This window comes from Cyanobium usitatum str. Tous (genome assembly GCF_963920485.1).
Lineage (GTDB): Bacteria > Cyanobacteriota > Cyanobacteriia > PCC-6307 > Cyanobiaceae > Cyanobium_A > Cyanobium_A usitatum_A.
In genome coordinates, this window is record NZ_OY986431.1 from 336700 (window position 1) to 356287 (window position 19588).

23 protein-coding genes and 1 tRNA gene are annotated in these 19588 nt (G+C 64.0%); 10 read left to right on the forward strand and 14 right to left on the reverse strand.

Going from position 1 to position 19588, the window contains the following annotated elements:
- The first annotated feature begins 34 nt into the window (after positions 1 to 34).
- Entirely contained in the window at positions 35 to 1669 is a 1635-nt protein-coding gene (gene groL, locus U9970_RS01770) for a chaperonin GroEL (RefSeq protein WP_254959836.1), read from the forward strand.
- Between the two features lie 121 nt (positions 1670 to 1790).
- On the opposite strand, the gene msrB is transcribed toward groL, so the two are convergent.
- The 3 genes from msrB to gpmI are packed head-to-tail and all read right to left on the reverse strand — an operon-like array spanning position 1791 to position 4172.
- Entirely contained in the window at positions 1791 to 2279 is a 489-nt protein-coding gene (gene msrB / locus U9970_RS01775; RefSeq protein ID WP_322765035.1) for a peptide-methionine (R)-S-oxide reductase MsrB, read from the reverse strand.
- A 13-nt stretch (positions 2280 to 2292) separates the two neighbouring features.
- Entirely contained in the window at positions 2293 to 2523 is a 231-nt protein-coding gene (gene secG / locus U9970_RS01780) for a preprotein translocase subunit SecG (protein WP_322765036.1), read from the reverse strand.
- A gap of 23 nt (positions 2524 to 2546) precedes the next feature.
- Positions 2547 to 4172: a 2,3-bisphosphoglycerate-independent phosphoglycerate mutase gene (gene gpmI, locus U9970_RS01785; RefSeq protein WP_407653099.1), complete on the reverse strand. Its 1626-nt coding sequence runs from the start codon at positions 4170 to 4172 to the stop codon at positions 2547 to 2549.
- 174 nt (positions 4173 to 4346) lie between these two features.
- Between gpmI and pyrR the strand changes: the two genes are divergently transcribed.
- Positions 4347 to 4883 (forward strand): bifunctional pyr operon transcriptional regulator/uracil phosphoribosyltransferase PyrR, encoded by a 537-nt coding sequence (pyrR, locus tag U9970_RS01790; RefSeq protein WP_322765988.1) that lies wholly within the window; start codon positions 4347 to 4349, stop codon positions 4881 to 4883.
- 18 nt (positions 4884 to 4901) lie between these two features.
- Here the strand turns inward: pyrR and U9970_RS01795 are convergent, their stop codons facing one another.
- The 3 genes from U9970_RS01795 to U9970_RS01805 form a co-directional block, all read right to left on the reverse strand.
- Positions 4902 to 5120: a ferredoxin-thioredoxin reductase variable chain gene (locus U9970_RS01795; RefSeq protein ID WP_254937437.1), complete on the reverse strand. Its 219-nt coding sequence runs from the start codon at positions 5118 to 5120 to the stop codon at positions 4902 to 4904.
- Between the two features lie 43 nt (positions 5121 to 5163).
- Positions 5164 to 6006 carry a hypothetical protein gene (locus U9970_RS01800; RefSeq protein WP_322765037.1) on the reverse strand — a complete coding sequence of 281 codons (843 nt, stop codon included), beginning with the start codon at positions 6004 to 6006 and terminating at the stop codon, positions 5164 to 5166.
- A 103-nt stretch (positions 6007 to 6109) separates the two neighbouring features.
- Positions 6110 to 7669, reverse strand: coding sequence for an Hsp70 family protein (locus U9970_RS01805; protein WP_322765038.1), 1560 nt, complete (start codon positions 7667 to 7669; stop codon positions 6110 to 6112).
- 63 nt (positions 7670 to 7732) lie between these two features.
- Here U9970_RS01805 and U9970_RS01810 point away from each other — a divergent pair, with 63 nt between their 5' ends.
- The 3 genes from U9970_RS01810 to U9970_RS01820 all read left to right on the forward strand — a co-directional run bounded on the left by U9970_RS01810 (position 7733) and on the right by U9970_RS01820 (position 8951).
- Positions 7733 to 7963 (forward strand): DNA-directed RNA polymerase subunit omega, encoded by a 231-nt coding sequence (locus U9970_RS01810; RefSeq protein ID WP_106502311.1) that lies wholly within the window; start codon positions 7733 to 7735, stop codon positions 7961 to 7963.
- Positions 7964 to 7971: 8 nt separating this feature from the next.
- Entirely contained in the window at positions 7972 to 8352 is a 381-nt protein-coding gene (locus U9970_RS01815; RefSeq protein ID WP_322765039.1) for a DUF1818 family protein, read from the forward strand.
- Positions 8353 to 8690: 338 nt separating this feature from the next.
- A complete protein-coding gene (locus U9970_RS01820; RefSeq protein ID WP_322765040.1) occupies positions 8691 to 8951 on the forward strand; it encodes a DUF2811 domain-containing protein in 261 nt (86 codons plus the stop codon).
- On the opposite strand, the gene U9970_RS01825 is transcribed toward U9970_RS01820, so the two are convergent.
- The 6 genes from U9970_RS01825 to U9970_RS01850 all read right to left on the reverse strand — a co-directional run bounded on the left by U9970_RS01825 (position 8938) and on the right by U9970_RS01850 (position 13027).
- Positions 8938 to 9705, reverse strand: coding sequence for a hypothetical protein (locus U9970_RS01825; protein ID WP_322765041.1), 768 nt, complete (start codon positions 9703 to 9705; stop codon positions 8938 to 8940). The genes U9970_RS01820 and U9970_RS01825 overlap by 14 nt on opposite strands.
- Positions 9702 to 10160 carry an EVE domain-containing protein gene (locus tag U9970_RS01830; RefSeq protein WP_255022890.1) on the reverse strand — a complete coding sequence of 153 codons (459 nt, stop codon included), beginning with the start codon at positions 10158 to 10160 and terminating at the stop codon, positions 9702 to 9704. The genes U9970_RS01825 and U9970_RS01830 overlap by 4 nt, the downstream gene beginning before the upstream one ends.
- 55 nt (positions 10161 to 10215) lie before the next feature.
- Positions 10216 to 11631: a UDP-N-acetylmuramoyl-L-alanine--D-glutamate ligase gene (murD, locus tag U9970_RS01835; RefSeq protein WP_322765042.1), complete on the reverse strand. Its 1416-nt coding sequence runs from the start codon at positions 11629 to 11631 to the stop codon at positions 10216 to 10218.
- Between the two features lie 33 nt (positions 11632 to 11664).
- Positions 11665 to 11736 (reverse strand) — tRNA-Val (locus tag U9970_RS01840).
- Between the two features lie 45 nt (positions 11737 to 11781).
- The gene (locus U9970_RS01845; protein ID WP_322765043.1) at positions 11782 to 12531 is read right to left on the reverse strand and encodes a photosystem II S4 domain protein; all 750 of its coding nucleotides are present in this window, start codon (positions 12529 to 12531) and stop codon (positions 11782 to 11784) included.
- A complete protein-coding gene (locus U9970_RS01850) occupies positions 12524 to 13027 on the reverse strand; it encodes a hypothetical protein (RefSeq protein ID WP_106502303.1) in 504 nt (167 codons plus the stop codon). Before U9970_RS01850 ends, U9970_RS01845 begins: the two co-directional genes overlap by 8 nt.
- An 83-nt stretch (positions 13028 to 13110) precedes the next feature.
- Between U9970_RS01850 and serA the strand changes: the two genes are divergently transcribed.
- The 4 genes from serA (at position 13111) to U9970_RS01870 (ending at position 16572) form a co-directional block, all read left to right on the forward strand.
- Positions 13111 to 14697 (forward strand): phosphoglycerate dehydrogenase, encoded by a 1587-nt coding sequence (gene serA / locus U9970_RS01855; RefSeq protein WP_322765044.1) that lies wholly within the window; start codon positions 13111 to 13113, stop codon positions 14695 to 14697.
- Complete coding sequence (prmA, locus tag U9970_RS01860) at positions 14697 to 15617, forward strand: 50S ribosomal protein L11 methyltransferase (RefSeq protein ID WP_322765045.1); 921 nt, start codon at positions 14697 to 14699, stop codon at positions 15615 to 15617. The genes serA and prmA overlap by 1 nt, the downstream gene beginning before the upstream one ends.
- A gap of 141 nt (positions 15618 to 15758) precedes the next feature.
- Positions 15759 to 16058, forward strand: a complete 300-nt coding sequence (locus U9970_RS01865; RefSeq protein ID WP_106502300.1) for a ferredoxin — start codon at positions 15759 to 15761, stop codon at positions 16056 to 16058.
- Positions 16059 to 16143: 85 nt separating this feature from the next.
- Positions 16144 to 16572 (forward strand): hypothetical protein, encoded by a 429-nt coding sequence (locus U9970_RS01870; protein WP_407653063.1) that lies wholly within the window; start codon positions 16144 to 16146, stop codon positions 16570 to 16572.
- Positions 16573 to 16623: 51 nt separating this feature from the next.
- On the opposite strand, the gene psbV is transcribed toward U9970_RS01870, so the two are convergent.
- Together psbV and rnz are read right to left on the reverse strand one after the other, a co-directional pair.
- Positions 16624 to 17145 carry a photosystem II cytochrome c-550 gene (psbV, locus tag U9970_RS01875; protein ID WP_254959816.1) on the reverse strand — a complete coding sequence of 174 codons (522 nt, stop codon included), beginning with the start codon at positions 17143 to 17145 and terminating at the stop codon, positions 16624 to 16626.
- Between the two features lie 98 nt (positions 17146 to 17243).
- Complete coding sequence (gene rnz / locus U9970_RS01880; protein ID WP_322765046.1) at positions 17244 to 18203, reverse strand: ribonuclease Z; 960 nt, start codon at positions 18201 to 18203, stop codon at positions 17244 to 17246.
- Positions 18204 to 18275: 72 nt separating this feature from the next.
- Here rnz and U9970_RS01885 point away from each other — a divergent pair, with 72 nt between their 5' ends.
- On the forward strand, positions 18276 to 19586 hold the full coding sequence (locus U9970_RS01885) for a SpoIID/LytB domain-containing protein (RefSeq protein WP_322765047.1): 1311 nt from the start codon (positions 18276 to 18278) through the stop codon (positions 19584 to 19586).
- Positions 19587 to 19588 lie beyond the last annotated feature (2 nt).

Genomic DNA, 19588 nt, shown 5'->3' on the forward strand with positions numbered 1-19588 from the left:
AATCCGACCTAACCCCATAAGGACATCGCCTTCCATGGCTAAGCGCATTATTTACAACGAGAACGCTCGCAGAGCTCTCGAAAGAGGTATCGACATTCTGGCTGAGGCCGTTGCTGTCACCCTCGGCCCCAAGGGCCGCAACGTGGTGCTCGAGAAAAAGTTTGGTGCTCCCCAGATCATCAACGACGGCGTCACCATCGCTAAGGAAATTGAGCTCGAAGACCACATCGAGAACACCGGTGTTGCTCTGATCCGTCAGGCCGCCTCCAAAACCAACGATGCCGCCGGCGACGGCACCACCACCGCCACGGTTTTGGCCCACGCCATGGTTAAGGCAGGCCTGCGCAACGTGGCTGCTGGCGCCAATGCGATCACCCTCAAAAAGGGTATCGACAAGGCCTCCGACTTCCTGGTGGGCAAGATCAAGGAGCACGCCAAGCCCATCTCCGACTCCAGCGCCATCGCCCAGGTGGGCACCATCTCCGCCGGCAACGACGAAGAGGTGGGGCGCATGATCGCCGATGCCATGGACAAGGTCGGCAAGGAAGGCGTGATTTCCCTGGAAGAAGGGAAATCAATGGTTACCGAGCTCGAGGTAACCGAAGGCATGCGCTTCGATAAGGGCTACATCTCGCCCTACTTCGCCACCGACACCGAGCGGATGGAAGCGGTGCTCGAAGAGCCCTACATCCTGCTCACCGACAAGAAGATTGGCCTGGTGCAGGACCTGGTGCCCGTGCTCGAGCAGATCGCCCGTACCGGCAAGCCCCTGCTGATCATCGCCGAGGACATCGAGAAGGAAGCCCTCGCCACCCTCGTGGTCAACCGCCTGCGCGGCGTGCTCAACGTGGCGGCAGTCAAGGCCCCTGGTTTCGGTGATCGCCGCAAGGCCATGCTCGAGGACATCGCCGTTCTCACCAACGGTCAGCTGATCACCGAGGACGCTGGTCTCAAGCTTGAGAACGCCAAGTTGGAGATGCTGGGCACCGCCCGCCGCATCACCATCAACAAGGACACCACCACCATCGTCGCCGAAGGCAACGACGTGGCCGTCAAGGCTCGCTGCGAGCAGATCCGTAAGCAGATGGACGAAACCGACTCCTCCTATGACAAGGAGAAGCTGCAGGAGCGTCTGGCCAAGCTGAGCGGCGGTGTGGCCGTGGTCAAGGTGGGTGCCGCCACCGAGACCGAGATGAAGGACAAGAAGCTGCGCCTGGAAGACGCCATCAACGCCACCAAGGCGGCCGTTGAAGAAGGCATCGTTCCTGGTGGTGGCACCACCTTGGCCCACCTGGCCCCCGCCCTCGAGGAGTGGGCTGCGGCCAACCTCTCTGGCGAGGAGCTGATCGGCGCCCACATCGTGGCCTCCGCCCTCACCGCGCCATTGATGCGCATCGCTCAAAACGCTGGCGTCAATGGCGCTGTCGTGGCTGAGAACGTGCGCAATAAGCCCTTCAACGAGGGCTACAACGCCGCTACCGGCGAGTACGTCGACATGCTGGCTGCCGGTATCGTCGACCCCGCCAAGGTGACCCGCTCCGGCCTGCAAAATGCCGCCTCCATCGCCGGCATGGTGCTAACCACCGAGTGCATCGTGGCCGACATGCCAGATAAGAAAGATGCTGCTCCCGCCGGTGGCGGCATGGGTGGCGGCGACTTCGACTATTGATTCCCTTCGGGGATCCGAGCCGAATTGTCTAATCTCAAATCTGATTAATCGGGAGGGCTTCGGCCCTCCCTTTTTTGTGCTCTAGATAGGCAGAACCGATTGGCTACCTAATTAAGCGTGTTCAGGCTTTGGCTGGCTTGAAGTTGAGGGCTGCGCCGTTGTTGCAGTAGCGCTTGCCAGTGGGCTTAGGGCCGTCGTCAAACACGTGGCCCTGATGGCCACCGCAGCGCTTGCAGTGGTATTCGGTGCGAGGCACGATCAACTTGAAGTCCACCTTGGTGGCGATCCCGTTGGGCAGCGGTTGCCAGAAGCTGGGCCAGCCGGTGCCGCTCTCGTATTTGGCCTTGGAGCTAAACAGGGGCAGGGCGCAGCCAGCACAAACGAAAGTGCCTGGGCGTTTTTCGCTGTTTAAGGGGCTGGAGAAGGGCCGTTCGGTGCCCTCCTGGCGCAGCACGTTGTAGGCGGCTGGGTTGAGACGTTGCTTCCAGCTGGCTTCGCTGAGTTGCCAGGCTGGATCTTGGGCCTTGGAAGCTGCTTCGGCTCGGGAGACGCCAGTGAAAAAGGCGCCCAGGCTTGATCCCAGGGCTACCAGCAGATTGCGTCGCGGCATTGGGGTCACAGACCTAACCGAGCCAGCCGGCGCTGAGCACAACGGCCAGGCCAAGAAAAATTGCCAGCAATGTCCAGCTGATGCGGTTGAGGGTGGCTTCGGCGCTACGGGCACTAGTGAACATCGAACCGCCACTAGCGGCTAGCCCGCCCATGCCATCGCCCTTGGGGCTGTGTAGCAGCACGCTGATGATCAGCAGAACGCCACTGCCAATCCACATCCACGACAAAACGGAAGTGATCATGGGCCTCCTTGAATAGGGGCAGGCTAAACGCCCAGGGACTGGGGGATGGGACTGGCTTCGGCTGCGGTGCCAGTTGCCAGGATCAGTGATTCACCGCTCATAGTTGCGGGCTTGGGCAGGTGCAAGATCTCGAGCAGGGTCGGGGCGATGTCGGCTAGGCCGCCATGGTCACGCAGTGACACGTTGGTGCCGTGGCCGGGCAACTTGCGTTTCTCGCCCTCCACCAAAATCACCGGCACGGGATTTGTGGTGTGAGCCGTCCAGGGGCGACCATCTGGGCCCTCCATCACTTCAGCATTGCCGTGGTCTGCGGTGATCAGCAGCGTGCCCCCCATGCGGTTGGTGGCCTCCATCAGCTTTCCTACGCAGGTGTCGACAGTGGTGATTGCTTCAGTGGTGGCATCCATTTTGCCGGTGTGCCCCACCATGTCTGGATTGGCGTAATTGATTACAACCAACGAGTAAATTCCCTTTTTGATTGCGGCAATACAGCTTTCAGTGAGTTCGCCGGCGGACATTGCCGGGGATAGGTCGTAGGTGGCCACCCGCGGCGAGGGGACTAGGTGGCGATCTTCACCAGGGAAGGCTTGCTCAATTCCCCCATTCATGAAATAGGTGACGTGAGGATATTTTTCGGTTTCAGCTGTGCGGAACTGGCGCAGCCCCGATTTCGACACCACTTGGCCCAGCAGGCCATCGAGAGATTCGGGCGGGAAAGCTACCGCTACGGGCAGGCCCTTTTCATATTGGGTGAAGGTGACCACATCCAGGGGGGCTTGGCGCTGCCGGGCGAAGTCGTCAAATTCCGGCAAAACCAGGGCGCGGATCAATTGGCGCACTCGGTCGGGCCGGAAGTTGAAACACACCAGAGCGTCTCCGCTCTTGATCAATCCCTCCGCCAATCGCAACGGTTCGAGGAATTCGTCGCCGATCTCTTGGGCGTAGGAGGCGTGGATGGCGTTGACCGGGCTGAGCTCGGATATCTCGCTTGGTTCGGTTAAGAGTCGATAGGCCTTTTCGGTGCGGTCCCAGCGGTTATCGCGATCCATGGCCCAGTAGCGGCCGCAGAGGGTGGCGATACGGCCGACGCCGGCTCGGCTGATCTGCTCTTGAACCTGGGTGACGAATCGGGGGGCACTGCTCGGGTCCGTGTCCCGGCCATCGGTGATCACGTGGATGCAGACATCCTTGAGACCGCGGCTCGCGGCCCATTGCAACAACCCCCCTAAATGGGTGATGTGACTGTGAACGCCCCCATCGGAGCACAGGCCGATCAGGTGCAGGCAGCCGCCCTTGAGCAGGAGGCCGTCGGCTAAGGCATTGAGGGCAGGGTTGGCGGCCAGGCTGCCGTCCTTGACGGCTTGGCTGATCCTCACCAGCTCCTGGCGAATGATTCGACCGGAGCCGATGGTGAGATGGCCTACCTCGGAGTTGCCCATCTGATGATCCGGCAGCCCGACTGCGGCGCCGCTGGCCTCTATCAATGTGTGGGGATAGGCGTGCCAGAGGGCATCCATGACCGGGGTGCTAGCAGCACGAATGGCGTTGTGATCGGCTTCATGGCTGTAGCCCCAGCCATCCAGGATGGCGAGTACAACCGGGGCCACAGAGGATGAAGCCCGGGAGGCCGACGCTGGCCCTGGCGCCAGGGTGGATTGCTGCTGGGAGGGAATAGTCGTCACCCGTCTCGCCTAGCGACGTTGAACCAACGCCTTCCGAAAACCAACTTACAGTGCAAATGTGCTGCGATCCCAGCTGCTCCGCTCGGGGTCAGCCTTTGGTCACACAGCCAACCAGCCCTAGCCGACTTGCCGGATTCCCTAATGCATCGGCTCGAACTGCTCTCGGCCCTGGATTTGGGCCGCACCCTTGACCGGCTTGCATCCCAGGTGATGGAAGGGGTCGTCGACAGCCGCTCCTTAGTGCTTCTCGGCATACCCACCCGTGGAGTGGCGTTGGCTGAGGTATTGGCCTCCCGCTTGGCAGTTTTAGCCGGCCATCCGATCGACCAAGGCAGTGTCGATCCCACCTTCCATCGAGATGACCTGGAGCGAGTCGGCACCCGTCTGGGCCAGCCCACCGAGTTGCCTGTGGCGCTGGATGGGCGCCAGGTGGTGTTGGTTGATGACGTGATCTTTACGGGACGCACTGTGCGGGCGGCCCTAGAAGCCTTGCAAGCCTGGGGTCGGCCCAAGCGGGTCAGCTTGCTTGCCATGGTGGATCGCGGTCACCGGGAGTTGCCGATCCAGCCCGATTTCTGTGGGCGTGTGGTGCCCACCAGTCGCCAAGAATCAATCCAGCTCTGCCTGCAGCAGATCGATGGCGAGGAGGGGGTGTTCCTGCTGAGGCCAGAGCTCTAGCGAGAGTCAGGCAAGCGATCAGGCGGGAGTCAGCTCATCTGAGCGGAAATGGGCCCGAAATTTGCCGAAGGCAACCACCACCGGCAAGGTTGGGCTAATCACCCGGCCCTTCCACTCGTTGAGCACGGTGACCACCTCACCCTGTTGCCCTTTGAGATCGAAGGCGACCCCGCGGTGCTGGGGGTGGTGGTAGACGACCACGCTTTGGGAGACCTGAACCTGATCACCTGGCTGCATGGCTCCAGAGCTTCATCGCGCGGCCAATCTTGTCACGCGCCAATCACCGCTTGCTGGATCGGCGCTGACAAGCCGTCTCCGGCCCGGCCTCAACCACCTGTCCACCTAGGGCGCGACAGGCCTCCTGGAACGCGGACCACTCGTCCATACCCTGGGAGATCCGTTGGCGCACCTGGGCATCGAGTTGGGTGGAGGGCACGGTGTGGGGCAGCTGGCCATGGGCGTCGTGTTCGCGCTCCTGCACTGACAAGCCTTCGATGCCCTTCTGAACCTTGGCTTGTAGGCCGCGGCTCTGGGTTTTCCACCAGGGATGGTCGATGCGGGTGAGGGCCTCGAGGGCCTCCCACCAGCGCTTTTGCTCTGTGAGGCCCTTGGCCCGCTCCAGCTGCAGCCGGTTGCGAGTCCAGTTTTCACTGAGTTTGTCGCCCAGGCTGTCGCCATTTGCCCGGTGGTCATCGCCCATCACAGCCAGGATCTTCAGGGCTCCAGGTAGGTCGCCCTCTTGGAAGCGGGTTATGGCGCGCTGCTGCAGGCTTTGCTGCCACACCAGCAGCCTTTCGCGGTCTGCTCCGCTGCCGGCAAGGGAGTTCACCAGTTGCAATTGCAACTGCAGAGCCTCGCCCCAGCGCTCCTGCTGCCAGAGCTGGGCCGCTTTGCGGCGCCGGCAGCTGCCCTGTTCGGCAGGGGCCTGCCCCCCCAGCCAGCGCAGGGCTTCGAGCTGTTCGCTGTAGCGCAGGCAGGCTTCTAGGTCACCGCTCCTTGCCGCCTGCTCCAACCGTTGCGGCAGCTGCTGCTCCCACCAGTAGGTCGCCCCAATGCCGCAGGCCACAAGACCCAGGGTGAGACCCAGCCAGAAACGGGGCAGCCTGTGGCGGCGTAGGGCCAAGGCAAATACAGAAATATGAAACTTAGTTTTATGGACGCTGCGGCCGAGATGCCGTCAGCTGAGGGCAGCGCTTGCGGCGTCCACTTGGGTTTACCGCTGATTTTCAGCGCACCGGGCCCAGTAATTGGGGGGCACTGCGGCGACCGCTGCGTAGGTCCGTGACCTCCAGTACCAGCTGGCCCTGGTCGTTGACGGAAAATGACAACTGCAGACAGTCCTCGCCAGGCTGTCCCGGCACGTCCAGGGCAAGATCCGGGGGTTGCTCGCTCCAGGGCATCACGCGGGCTTGTCCCGCTGGTCGCGGCCGCAGCACCGGTAGCCCGGCCTCAAACACCACCTCGCTGCGCCTTTCGTTGTCTGGTTCCCCCAGCACCAGCTCCAGGCTTCGCTGGTTGGGGCTGCTGCAGGCCAGCACGATTTCCAGCGACCGCTCACTCGGCCAGGTTTGCCCCGCCACAAACAGCGGTTGCCAGTGATGGCGGCTGGAGCGCTGATCCCAGCAGCGCAGGCAAATTCCGTGGCGCAAAACATCGCGCACCCGCACCCCCGGTGTGAGGGCCAGGGCCCCCATGGCTACGGCCTCCACCGGCCGGCTTTGCTGCAGGGGAATGCCGCCGCAGCGCTCCTGCAGCCATTGGCGGATCAGGGGCATGCGGCTGCTGCCACCAACCGGCAGCAGGGCGGTGATCTTGTTTGGGGCCAGGCCATCGCGTCGGGCTCCCGCCAACACGACCTCCAACAGATCATCGAGTTGGGCCAGCAAGCCCCGCTCCACCAACAAGGCGTTTAGGCGGCTGCGGCTCAGCCGCAGAGGTTGGGGAGGCAGGCCCGCTGGACTCCAGAACACCAGGGCCTCTTCGGCGCTGCTGAGCTGGCATTTGAGCGATTCAGCGGCCTCCAGCAGGGCCCCATCCAGGGGGGCTCCGGGACAAAGGTGGGCTGCGATCCAGCGATCTATATCCCGTCCTCCCAGGGCCACCCCTGCCTTGCCGATCACCCGGGCACAGCGCAGGGCCTGGCGACTTGAACTCAGATCCCGGCCGGCGAAGCGCAGCAGCTGGGCCATGGGCGCCGGGCGACCTTCGCCACCCTCTAGGGCCACCAGGGACAGGTCGATAGTGCCGCCTCCCAGGTCCACCACCAGCACCGTGCTGCCGGCAGGCAATCCCGCACCGATGGCTGCGGCGGTGGGTTCGTCCACCAGGGCCAGCTCAGGCACCTCTAGCTCCCGGCACACCTCCTGCAGCCATTGGCGGTAGCGGGGGTAGCTGTCTATGGGAGCGGTCAGCACCAGCCGCTCGGGCGCGAGCCCTGGCGGCAGGGCGGCCCAGAGCTGCCTCAGCAGCAAGGCACCGGCCTGTTCTGGCCCCAGGGGTAAGGCTGGAGGTGGTTGGGGCGCCGGGTAGGGCAGCGCGCCGATTTGTCGTTTGAAGTCCCGGTGCAGCTGGGGGCCATCGCTGTGGGCCAGGCCGGCCTCCAATACCTGGCGACCGATCAGGGGCCTTGGCATGGCTGGATCGCTGAGCCAGAGCAGGGTTGGCACCACCACCGGCTCGCTGCTGCTGTAAGGCGGCAGGGCCAGCAGCTTGGCCGCGGTGTCTGGCCCCTGGTAGGCCACCACCGTGGTGCTGCTGCCTAGATCAATCGCCAGCGTGCCCCGCATTACACCCTTCTAAACGGTGAATTGCCGCTGTTGACCTAGGTTGAGGCAATTACAGGGATGCCCATGCAGAGCGGTATTGACGTCAACCACAAGGAACTGGCCCAGCGGGCCGAGAGCCTGATTCGCCACACCAGCAACCGTTACCTCACCACGGTGAAGATTGCTTTTCGGGCTAAGCAGCGTCGTTTTGATGATTTTGATGGTCTGCTCGACGATTCGATGATTAAACCCGTGCAGCGGGCCATCATCGAAATGAGCGATGAGCAGGACCAGCCCGATCTGCTGCCCGGCTGATTCGGCCGATGCTTGTTCAAGAAGGCGAGGGGTGGAGGTGGCTGGAGGATTCAGCCCGCCACCCCTTTTCTTTTTTGATTGGTGGCCAGGGCTGGGCCTTTGAGCTCACTGCAGAGGAAGCCCATGGGCTGGGGCGGGCTCTGGTGCAGCTGGTGCAAGAGCACCATGATCTGGCAAGCCAGTTGATGCCGGAAGAGTCGATCAGCATTGAGCTCGAGCGCGGCCCTGTGTGGATTGCCTTGGAAGGCGACCGTAACGCCTGGTCGCTGCGGTTTGTGCTCACGCCTGGGGCTGAATGCCGTGCCGTTGAGGGCAGCTGGCTACCCGGGCCCAGCGCGGCTTTGGTGGCGGCTCTGGCTCTGTGGGCAAGCCCGCACGGTTGCAGCTGAGACCCAGCGGCAGTTGAAGCTGATCAGCACTGCTGATCATTGCCGTATTCCCGCGCATCCCCCAGATCAGTCTTGGTTTTGCTCAGTTTTTCCCCAGATCGGTCGTTCAGATGGGTCTTGCCCGCTAGGGCCTGGGGAGAAGCTCGCCTCCAGACCCTTTCCCCTTGACAGCGCCGGCTCCAGCCTCACCGCTTGGCCCAAAGGCGAGGGGGCCATGGCAAATGCTCTGGCAGAGCTGGGTTCTTAACCTGGGAGTCTGGCCAGGGCAGCTTCACCAGCCCATTTGACGGGCCCGGCTTGGTGTGGAGAACTGGTGCCACACAAGGCCGCTATTCCCCATGGATCTGCAGACTCCCGTCCGAGCCCAAGCTCCCGTGGAGGGGGAAGGCTTGACGGTGAGCTTTCGCGCCGAGGTGCCTGAGGCCTTATTGGCCGCGATGCGTGGCTTTATCGAGCAGCACCCCAATTGGGATCAATACCGGCTGTTTCAAGCGGCCCTAGCTGGTTTCCTGGTGCAAAACGGCCTTGGCGACCGCGAAGTCACTCGCTGCTACCTGGCCAATCTCTTTCCCGCCCAGGCAAGCTTCAAGCAGCACTGAGATGACCTGGTTCCTCCTGGCCAAAGAGTTGCTCGTAGGCGGCCGTGAGGGTGCAGGCCGCCACTGGCAACGCCACCACCAGGCCGATGAGCAGCACAAGGAAGCCGGCCAGCACCATGGCCAGAAGTACCAGGGTTAGGCCAAGGGCCTGGAGCCAGTGGGGATCGGTGGCGGCCCGCCCGCTGCGAAAGGCTGCCAGGGGGTTAAGTCCACCGATAAGGGCCAGCGGCAGGCTGAGTATTTGATCGGCGCTCAGATAAACAATGGCAGCCAAACCCGCCACCAGCGGTAGGGGGGCTAACAGCGGTTGAATCAGCGTGAGCAGCCAGGAGCTCGCCTGGGCCAGGCGCACTATTAGGGCCAGCAACACCAGGACCAGCATCACGGTTCCAAAGCAGCGCAACATCGCTCTGCCATCGACCCGGATCAGTGCTGCCAGCCTGGGTCGCCCCTGATTGAGGGCTAGTTGGGCGCCCCGCATCAACCCCACCACCAGCCAAAGCCCGGTAAGGGCATAGATGATCCAGGCAGCCGCCGCCAGGGCGATGGCGACGGGGTCGGGCTTGCCCAGCAGCGACAGCACCAGGCTGCTCTCGTAGCGATAAAGCAGCTGGGCCGCCAAATTGGCGCCGCCGCTTAGCAGGGTGAACCCCATCAGCACCCAGGGGCAGTGGTTGAAGGCCGCCCAGCCCCGCTCGACGGCGCTGCGGATGGCCAGGGGGGGCTTGGGGTTGATCGTGGCCAGTTGGCTCATGGCGACTCAAGCAGCTCCAGCAGTCGCTCGGCACTGCTGGGCTCAACCGGCAGGATCGAAAGCCGGTTGCCCCGCTTCACCACCCCCAGCTGCTCGGGGCTGAAGTTTTCCCGCAAGGCATCCAGGCTGAGCAGCTGCTGGAAGTGGCGTAAGTAGCGCAGCCGGCAACAGTCCCAGCGGGGTTTTTGCAGGCTTGCGGCGGGATCGAAATATTTGGAGTTGGGATCAAATTGGCTGGGGTCGACAATCTCGGTTTCAACCACCTCCATCAAGCCCACAATGCCCGGTGGTTTGGTATTGGAGTGGTAGAAAAAAGCCCTGTCGCCAATTTGCATGCTCCGCATAAAATTGCGGGCTTGGTAGTTGCGAATGCCGTCCCATAGGGTGCTGCCCTCCCGCTGCAGATGGTCAATCCCGTAGACATCGGGCTCGCTTTTCATCAACCAATAGGCCATGGCCCGTTGCGGTCGCCTGGTGCGCGAATGTTAGGAGCTAGCTAGCTGAACGCCCTTACAGCGACTTCACCAGCTGACGGAAGTGATCACCACGGGCCTCAAAATCGCTGTATTGGTCAAAGCTGGCGCAGGCTGGGGAAAGCAGCACCGCTAGGCAGCGCTGGCTGCGGGCTAATTGGTTCGCCAGGGGTACGGCTTCAGCCAGGTTGTCGCAGCAGTGCACAACTCCGCTAAAGCCTGCTTGGTTAAGTAGTTGATGAAACTCTGCCTGGGCAGCTCCGTAGAGCACCACCGCTGCGGCTTTCTGTTGCAAGGCTGCCAGCCAGCTATGGGGATTGCCCTGCTTCGATGCACCACCGGCGAGCACTACTAGCGGACCGTCCAGGGCGTGCAGCGCCACCTCGGCGGCGTCGTAGTTGGTGGCCTTGCTGTCGTTGTAGAAGCTGATACCTTGCTGCTCGCGGATGCGCTCGAGCCGGTGGGGCACGCCGGTAAAGCAGCGGAAGGCTTGCTCCATCTGGGCGCCGCTTAAGCCGGCTTCGAGCCCGGCCGCGGCGGCCAGCAGCATGTTTTGGCGGTTGTGGGCGCCGGGCATGGCTAGGCAATCGGCAGCCATTAAAAGTTTGCCGGGGCAGGGGGCGCCGGGCTGGGGTGCTTGCCATACCTGGCCGGCTTCGATCCAGAGACTGGGCTGGATCGTGGGGGGGAGGTCCTCCCGGCTGCCGGCGGTGACCCAGATGGCCCGCTGCAAGCCGGCGGCATGGGCGCGAAGGTCGGCGTCATCGGCGTTGAGGATGGGCGCCGTGGAACGCTCCAACAGGCTGCGCTTGATGGCCCGGTAGGCCTCAATGGTTCCGTGGCGCTCGAGATGGTCGGGGGTCAAGGTGGTCCAAATTCCCACCCGTGGTGCTATTTGAGGGGCCGATTCGATCTGATAGCTGCTGAGCTCCATCACCAGCCAGTTGGGTTGGGGATCGCCGCGCTCCAGTCGCTCCAGAACCAGCTCGGCCCCAGAGAAGCCCACGTTGCCGCCCATCGGAGCATCGAGCCCAGCGTGCTGAAGCAGGTGGCTCACCAGGTGGGTAACGGTGGTTTTGCCATTGGTGCCGGTGATGCCGATCCAGGGCACGTCGCCACTGGCTTGGAAAGCCAGCTCCATTTCGCCTTTGATACTTACTCCTGAGTTGCGCAGCTCCACCAGGGTCGGATGGTCCCAGCGGATGCCTGGACTCACCATCACGGCTGCGGGAGTGGTGCCAAGGGCGGCAAAGGCGTCGCCATGGAGGGGCACACCAAGCTGCACATCAATGCCTGCCTGGCGCAACGCGCTCGCTTTGGTTTCGAGTGCTGGGCTGGATTGGCTCTCAATCACCAGCACCGCATGGCCGAGATGATTGAGCAGCCGAGCAGCACCTATGCCTGAGCGTGCAAGTCCAACAACAACGGTTAGGTCCCTTGTTGCATCTGCCATCTCGAAACTTAAGGCTAATACTGAACTTTTAAATGGGCGATACTGGATTCGAACCAGTGACTCCTACCGTGTCAAGGTAGTGCTCTACCTCTGAGCTAATCGCCCCAGAAGCTTTGCCAGGTTACAGGTAGGCCTGATTCAGGTAATCCCTCAGCAGCGCACCAGCTCGATTCGCCAGCGCTCCCGCTTGGTTGCTGTGACCGTCTCAAGCTGCAGTTCGCCCCGGCCCTCCAGCTGCACCCGGTCTCCAACCGTCAGCTGCCTGCTGGGACTGCTAATAGGCTGCCAGTTGAGTCTCACCCTGCCTTGGCTGATCAGCTCGGCCATGCGGTTGCGAGATAGCCCGAATCCGGCAGAGGCCACCGCATCGAGGCGCAGGGAGGCCTCCACGGTTTGAATGCGGCGGGGATGGCGCGGCGCCGGAAGTTGCAACTCATGCAGGGGGCGGGCTTCTAGGGCCACCTCCACCGTGCGCACCATGGCGGTGCGGCCATCAAGGGCCGCGGCTTGAGCAGCCGTGAGAATGGCCTGGGCACCCCGGTCGCCTCGCAGCCAGAGATCGCCTAGCTCTCCTTCCGCAGCGCCGAGGGCTAGCAGGCCCGAGCGGAAGTCCTGTCGCTCAGCCGGGTCAAATAGGAAATTGCCGCCCAGCTCCAGGCCCATCAGGCCGGCGGCAACTTCATCGGCAGCAATGGCGGCGTCGTGGCGCTGCAAAAGCAGCCGCTGGCGTTCAGCTCCCGGGTAGCCCCCCCGGCTGGCTATTTCCAACTCGGCCAGGCCTGCCAGGCGCTCTTGGGCCTGCTCAAGCAACGCCCCATCAAGAAAGGGGGTCCACACCGGCTCCCAGGTGCGCAGGGCCTGGTCTGCGGCAGCGATCACAGCATCAAGGTCCCTAGCCATCGCCCAGTCGCACCACCGCCAGGGGTTTGGCCTGCTGCAGGGAGATCCAGGGCATATCGACGCCGTTGGCGGTTTCGGCCAGCAGCAGCCAGTTGCCTTCTTCCACCCGGTTGCGCAGGCTGCGGATGCGGTCGTCCTCTTCGGAGCGCACGCTCGCGGCGGCCGCAAAGCTGCCCATCCAGCCCGAACCCATGCCGAGCAGGGCGCCGATCAGGTGCTGGCTCCAGGCACCCGCAAAGGCGAAGGTGTCCAGATCGGTGATGTAGGTGAAGGTGAGGCCAGCCAAAAAGCCAAAGGGAATGAGCCAACGCGCCATGCCCTGCTGGCGGGCCCGCCTTGCCACGGCAGGGTTTAGGCGGGCCACCTCGGCCATGGCCTGCTCTCCCTCGCCGATGGCCTCCAACTGCAGCAGCGGCGGCTGCAGCTCGGCCAGTCGATCTCGAAGCTGATGCAGTCTTTTGCGGTCGTTCAGAACCACCACCACACTTGTGCCCACGCTGCGCCCTACTCAGTGTTGTTGGGGCGATTCTCGCCGCTCACTACACTGCACGGCCGGCTCTCCGCTTCGTACCGCCGGGCATGACAAAGGTTCTCGTTTCGGATCCCATCGACCAGGCGGGGATCGACATCCTGTCCCAGGTGGCTCAGGTGGATGTGCGCACTGGCCTGCCCCCCGAGGAGCTCAAGGCGATCATCGGCGACTACGACGCCCTGATGATTCGCTCGGGCACCACGGTGACTGCCGAAATCATCGAAGCGGCCGACAAGCTGCGGATCATTGGCCGCGCCGGCGTTGGCGTCGACAACGTTGATGTGCCGGCGGCCACCAAGCGCGGTGTGTTGGTGGTGAACTCGCCGGAGGGCAACACCATCGCCGCCGCTGAGCAGGCCTTAGCCCTAATGCTGGCCCTCTCGCGCCATGTGCCCCACGCCCACGCCAGCACCATGGCCGGCGGCTGGGATCGCAAGAAATACGTGGGTAACGAGCTCTACAAGAAAAAGCTGGGCGTGGTGGGTCTCGGCAAGATCGGCTCCCACGTGGCCCGGGTGGCCAAGGCGATGGGCATGGACGTGATGGCCTACGACCCCTACGTATCTGCCGAGCGGGCCCAGCAAATGCAGGTGCGTCTGCTGCCCCTGCCCGCCCTGTTTGCTGAAGCTGATTTCGTCAGCCTGCACCTGCCCCGCACCCCAGACACCGAGAACCTGGTCAACGCGGAGCTGCTCAAAACCATGAAATCGACCGCGCGGATCGTTAACTGCGCCCGCGGCGGCATCATTGACGAAGCGGCCCTGGCTAAGGCGGTCGAGAACGGCACCATTGGCGGCGCGGCCCTTGATGTTTACGCCAAAGAGCCCCTGGAAGTAGGTTCGCCCCTGCGACAGGTCAAGGAGCGCCTAATCCTCACGCCCCACTTGGGTGCCTCCACCGAAGAGGCCCAGGAAAACGTCGCGATCGACGTGGCCGAGCAGATCCGCGACGTACTGCTGGGCTTGCCTGCCCGCAGCGCCGTGAATATCCCTGGCCTCAACGCCGAGGTGATGGAGCAGCTCAAGCCCCACCTGCAATTGGCCGAAACCCTGGGTCAGCTGCTGAGCCAGCTGGCTGGTGGCCCGATCAGTGAGCTCGAGGTGCGGCTCCAGGGCGACTTCGCCGCCCACCCGGCCCAGCCCCTGGTGGTGGCGGCCCTCAAGGGTTTGCTTTCCACCGCCCTGGGCGACAGCATCAACTACGTGAACGCCAGCCTGGAGGCCAAGGAGCGCGGCATCCACGTGCTGGAAGTCAAGGATGACGCCAGCCGCGATTTCGCTGGTGGTTCGCTGCAGCTCAGCTGCCGCAATTCCCAGGCCAGCCACAGCGTTACCGGAGCGGTGTTCGCCGAAGGCGAGCTGCGCATCACCACCATCGATGAATTCCCGGTGAACGTGGCTCCCAGCCGCCACATGCTGTTCACCCGCCACCGGGACATGCCCGGGATCATCGGCCAGTTGGGCTCCCTGTTGGGCGAGCACAACGTCAACATCGCCTCGATGCAGGTGGGCCGCCGCATCGTGCGTGGTGACGCAGTGATGGTGCTCAGCCTCGATGACCCCATCCCCCCCAGCCTGCTGGTCTCGGTGCACGCCATCGAAGGCATTCAGGAAGCCCACCCTGTAACCCTTTGATGGCTGCTGCCCCGGGCTGGTGGCGACTGGAGCTGGCTTCCCTGCCGGAGCTGGAGGAGTCCCTGCTCTGGAAGCTCGCTGAGCTGGGCATCCCCCGGGTAGCGGTTCAGCACCGCCCCGAAACACCCAGCCAGCGGCAGCTGATTGCCTGGTTGCCGGCGATCGATTGGCCTGAGCCGGAGCGGCAGCAGCTAGCTCGAGCTCTGGCGCCCCTGGCCGAGCCCTTCGGCTTGGCCCTGCCCCCGCTGCAGTGGAGTCAGCAGGCCGATGAAGACTGGAGCCTCAGCTGGAAGCAGCACTGGCAGGCCGATCCTGTGGGCCAGGGGCTGCTGATCCTGCCTGCGTGGCTGCCATGTCCGCCCGAGCATGCCGAGCGGCGGCTAATTGCCATGGATCCGGGCAGTGCCTTCGGCACCGGCAGCCATCCCACCACCAGGCTTTGCCTGGAGGCCTTGGAGCTGCTGGCAGCCAGGACGCCAGAGGGGCTGGCTGGCCTGCGGGTGGCCGACCTCGGCTGCGGTAGCGGCGTGCTGGGCCTGGCGGCCCTGCGGCTGGGCGCGGCCTCGGTAGCGGCCGCTGATACCGACTCCCTGGCAGTGCGAGCCACTACCGACAATGCCGCCCTCAACGGACTCACGCCTCAAGTGCGGGTGCAACTGGGCTCGGTTGAGGCCCTGGCTGAGCTGCTCGAGGCTCAGCCGGCCGATCTTTTGCTCTGCAACATCCTTGCTCCGGTGATTCAGGCCCTTTGTCCAGCCTTCAACACCGTGCTGGCTGCCAACGGCGTGGGTCTGCTCAGTGGGCTGCTCGTTGACCAGGCTCCGGCGTTGCAGCTGGCCCTGCGGGACGAGGGCTGGCAGGCCGAACTCACGGCCGAACAAAGCCAGTGGGGCCTGATGACGATCCAGCGTGTCGCATAAGGCACGCTGATCTGTGCCTTCAATTTGATTGGCCTTCCAGCGTTCTGGCCGCCAAATCGACAGTTAGGGCGTCCGGCGGATGTATGAAGGGCGGGTCCTACAGGCCCGGCTTCCGGGTGCCTGTGAGCCCCAATCTTTTTCATGGCTTCCTACAAGGTCACCCTCATCAGCGAGAGCGAAGGCCTCAACAAGACCATCGAGGTTCCTGATGACCAGTACATCCTCGACGCTGCTGAAGAGCAGGGTGTTGATCTGCCCTACTCCTGCCGCGCCGGCGCTTGCTCCACCTGCGCAGGCAAGCTGACCTCCGGCACCGTCGATCAAAGCGACCAGAGCTTCCTCGACGACGACCAGATCGAAGCTGGTTTTGTGCTCACCTGCGTGGCCTACCCCACCAGCGACTGCACCATCAAGACCCACGCCGAAGAAGAGCTCTATTGAGCCCCAGATCAGCCTGAGCAGGTTCGGCAATCCCGGACCTGCCTTTGAGCAATCTGAATTTTCTGCCACCCTTAGGGGTGGCTTTTTGCTGTCATCCCCGAGCCGCAGTTCTGTGTCAGCCCAGGCACCCCCCTCCCGGGGCAACGTCGCAGCCCTGCTGGAGCCAGGGAGCGAGCACACCAGCCCCGGCGGCCAATACAGCTATCGGGTGCTGGGCCCCTGCTGCCGCCTGTTTGATCGCGAGGAGTTGCCCTGGCCCTGCTGTCGGTTGGCCTGGCGCAGCAAGGAGCCAAGCTGGCGGCGGATCGGCCGGCGCTTTGTGCCGGATCTGGCCTCCCGCCGCTGCCCGTCCTATGCCGTTGAGCTGCTGCAGCCCGGCGCCCGCCCCACCCGCACGGTGATCACCCTGTTTCCGGTGCGGCTTGGATCCCAGTTGCAGGAGTGGTGGTACAGCAAGCAGCCCACCTCCCTAGACCTGGCCAACTGCACGCCGCCGCCTTTTATGGCCAAATAAAAAGCCGGTGCTGTTGCACCGGCAAATCTGAGCCTAAAAGTTGATCTGAGGCTAGAAGTAGATCTTGCCGCCGCCCCACTGGATGCCCTGAACCTTGGGGGACACCAGGATGTAGCCAGCCATCAGGCGCAGGTCCTCGTCGTCGAGGTCCCGCATTTTCACGAAGATGTCGCTGCTGCGCATGCTGGGGTGCACGTCAGCAATGCTGTATTCACCGTCGTAGGAGGTGGGGTTCTTCATGTAGTCCACCAGGGCCTCAACGCTGTCCCGCGACGGCGTCGCCAGGGCCAGAGTTTCAGGGTCGAGGCCCACGTTCTGATTGGTTTTGGTGATGCCACCGGCGTGGCACTCGCCGCAGCTGCTGTTGAACACCTTGCGACCGGCCTTGATCTCCTGCTCGCTGAAGGTCACCAGGGTGCCGTCTGGCGTGGCGGGCACTGTGAGCTGCTCTGTGGTCCAGGCAGCTGCCAGAGCCGGGCTGCCGAAGCCCATGAACAGCAGCAGGGCCAGCATGGTTCGAGCAAGAACGCGAACCGCCTTGCGGAGGGCAGCCGAGGGGAAGGAGGAGGCCATTGGAAAAAGCCGGCGGGTAGGCGGTAAAGACCGCATCGGAGACCTTGTATCACGGGGAAAGGGCCCTCCGCAGCCGATCAACGCGAACTGTTGCAGGGCTAGGCCGTGGCCGGTTCGGATGGGGTGATGTCGATGCTGAGGAAATCCTTGGCCACCAGGGTGTTGGCAAAGATGGATTGGGCTTCCGCTACCAGGTCGTCGGGGGTCATCGGATTGCCTGGCATGTAGCGAGGGCTCAGGTGGGTGAGCACCAGCTGCTTGACGCCCGCCTCCAGGGCGGTTTGGGCCGCCATCGTGCTGGTGGAGTGCTGGCGTTGGTAGGCAAGCTCAGCTTCGGCGTGGGAAAAGGTGGATTCGTGGATCAGTAGGTCAGCGCCGCGGGCCAGCTCCACCGCCGCTTCGCAGAACACGGTGTCGGTGCAGTACACGACGCTGGCCCCCGGGCGATCGGGGCCGCAAAGGCTGGCACCATTGATGATCCGGCCGTCTTCGAGGCTGACGTCGCGCCCAGCCTTGAGTTCGGCGTAGATCGGCCCTGGCGGGATGCCGAGGGCCTTGGCGCGCTTCACGTCGAAGCGGCCAGGCCGCGGCTTCTGATCGACCCGGTAGGCGTAGGCAGGCACCCGGTGGGTAAGCGGCGTGCAGCGCACCGTGAGGTCGTCGTCATCGAGCAGCAGGGCGCCGCTCTCGGCAGCGGATTGCACCCGGTGGGTGCGAAGGGGGTAGCTGATCCGGGTGGAGGAGGTGCGCAGTACCCCTTCGAGGTAGTCGCGCAGGGGATCGGGGCCGTAGAGGTCGATGCCCGTGCAGGTGCCCGCCAGGCCGAGGCTGGCCAGTAGGCCGGGCAGGCCAAATACATGGTCGCCGTGCATGTGGGTGACGAAAATTCGCCGCAGCTGGCTCACCCGCAGATCGCTGCGCAGAAACTGGTGCTGGGTGCCCTCGCCGCAGTCGAACAACCACAGCTCGCTGCGCTGGGGCAGTCGCAGCGCCACCGCCGACACATTGCGGCCCCTGGTGGGCACACCGGAGCTGGTGCCTAAAAAGGTGACCTGCACTGTGGTGCTGCCTCTGGCGCATGTTGCCACGCCGGGCACAATGGGGCCCCTAAGTCGGGAGAAGCAGCCCCCGTGCCTGTAGCGCGCTTTCCCCTGGTGTCTTTGCTGGCAAGCGCCCTAGTGCTGGCAGGGGCTGCTCCGGGACAGCTGCGGGCCCAGCAGGCCAATCCGCTGGTGCGGGTGCTGTTGCTCGAAACGGACAAGCTGACGCTGGCGGCGCCTCAGCAGCCCCTGGTGTTGCGGGCCGGTAGCCAGCGCTGGTCGCTGGCGCCGCTGGAGCCGGTGGTGTTGCAGCTGGCTGACGGCAGCTTGGTGCTGGAGCGCGCCGCCGGCGTGGAGCGACTGCCTGCGGTGAGAGAGCTCTGGCTGGAGCCGGCAGCCCAGTCCGCTGGCCCCCCTCTGGATTTGCAGCCCAGCCCCCAAGAGGGAGCCGATTTTCAGCTGCAGCAGCGGGGCTATCGCGGCCGACTGCAGGTGCTGGTGGGCAGCTCTGCCCTACAGGCCGTCAACCATGTGCCCCTCGAGGCCTATCTACCCAGCGTGGTGGCCAGCGAGATGCCGGCGAGCTGGCCCCAGGCGGCCCTGCGCGCTCAGGCCGTGGCCGCCCGCACCTATGCCCTGCGTCAGCGCAAGCCAGCTGCCGCCTTTGATTTGAGCGCCACGGTTTCGAGCCAGGTCTACAAGGGCGTTGAGGCGGAAACCCCTTCAACCCGTCAGGCGGTGATTAGCACCCGCGGCCAGGTGTTGATGTTTGGTCTTGGCCTGGCCAACACGGTGTTTCACAGCAGCGCCGGTGGTCGCACCGAAAACAGCGGCGATCTCTGGAGCCAGCAGCTTCCGTATCTGGTGAGCGTGCCCGATTTTGATCAGCACAGCCCGGTGCATGCCTGGCAGTTGCGCCTGGAGCCCGAGCAGCTGCAGAAGGCGTTTGGCGAGATCGGCGGTTTCCAGCGCATAGATGTGCTCGCCACCACCGGCTCTGGTCGGGTGCGCCAGGCGCGGGTGACTGGCCCCAGCGGCACCCTGGTGCTCACGGGCGCCCAGTTGCGCAGTCGCCTCGACCTCAAGAGCACCCTGGTGCGCTTTGAAGTGGTCGCCCCCGAGTTGGCATCCCTGCCCCCCTCCCTGCCGGCCCTCCCCCCGCTGCCGCCCCAACTACTGCCTTCCAAGTCGTCCGATCCGGAGGCCCAGGCGCCTGGGCAGGTGCCACTCCCGGTGCAGGTGCCACCGCCGTCGCTGCTGGCGATCGGCCGCGGCTATGGCCATGGGGTGGGCATGAGCCAGTGGGGAGCCCATGGTCTGGCCCAGCGGGGCCAGAGCTATGACCAGATCCTTCGCCATTACTACCGCGGCACCGAGTTGCGTCCTTACGGCACTCCCTGAGC

Excerpts from the sequence above, each read along its gene's own strand:
- serA (WP_322765044.1), top strand. The coding sequence starts at position 13,111 with ATGACAAAGGTTCTCGTTTCGGATCCCATCGACCAGGCGGGGATCGAC.
- pyrR (WP_322765988.1), top strand. The coding sequence starts at position 4,347 with ATGCATCGGCTCGAACTGCTCTCGGCCCTGGATTTGGGCCGCACCCTT.
- U9970_RS01865 (WP_106502300.1), top strand. The coding sequence starts at position 15,759 with ATGGCTTCCTACAAGGTCACCCTCATCAGCGAGAGCGAAGGCCTCAAC.
- U9970_RS01810 (WP_106502311.1), top strand. The coding sequence starts at position 7,733 with ATGCAGAGCGGTATTGACGTCAACCACAAGGAACTGGCCCAGCGGGCC.
- U9970_RS01820 (WP_322765040.1), top strand. The coding sequence starts at position 8,691 with ATGGATCTGCAGACTCCCGTCCGAGCCCAAGCTCCCGTGGAGGGGGAA.
- prmA (WP_322765045.1), top strand. The coding sequence starts at position 14,697 with ATGGCTGCTGCCCCGGGCTGGTGGCGACTGGAGCTGGCTTCCCTGCCG.
- murD (WP_322765042.1), bottom strand. The coding sequence starts at position 11,631 with ATGGCAGATGCAACAAGGGACCTAACCGTTGTTGTTGGACTTGCACGC.
- psbV (WP_254959816.1), bottom strand. The coding sequence starts at position 17,145 with ATGGCCTCCTCCTTCCCCTCGGCTGCCCTCCGCAAGGCGGTTCGCGTT.
- U9970_RS01805 (WP_322765038.1), bottom strand. The coding sequence starts at position 7,669 with ATGCGGGGCACGCTGGCGATTGATCTAGGCAGCAGCACCACGGTGGTG.
- U9970_RS01830 (WP_255022890.1), bottom strand. The coding sequence starts at position 10,160 with ATGGCCTATTGGTTGATGAAAAGCGAGCCCGATGTCTACGGGATTGAC.
- U9970_RS01845 (WP_322765043.1), bottom strand. The coding sequence starts at position 12,531 with ATGGCTAGGGACCTTGATGCTGTGATCGCTGCCGCAGACCAGGCCCTG.
- U9970_RS01795 (WP_254937437.1), bottom strand. The coding sequence starts at position 5,120 with ATGCAGCCAGGTGATCAGGTTCAGGTCTCCCAAAGCGTGGTCGTCTAC.
- msrB (WP_322765035.1), bottom strand. The coding sequence starts at position 2,279 with ATGCCGCGACGCAATCTGCTGGTAGCCCTGGGATCAAGCCTGGGCGCC.
- secG (WP_322765036.1), bottom strand. The coding sequence starts at position 2,523 with ATGATCACTTCCGTTTTGTCGTGGATGTGGATTGGCAGTGGCGTTCTG.
- groL (WP_254959836.1), top strand. The coding sequence starts at position 35 with ATGGCTAAGCGCATTATTTACAACGAGAACGCTCGCAGAGCTCTCGAA.
- U9970_RS01815 (WP_322765039.1), top strand. The coding sequence starts at position 7,972 with ATGCTTGTTCAAGAAGGCGAGGGGTGGAGGTGGCTGGAGGATTCAGCC.
- U9970_RS01825 (WP_322765041.1), bottom strand. The coding sequence starts at position 9,705 with ATGAGCCAACTGGCCACGATCAACCCCAAGCCCCCCCTGGCCATCCGC.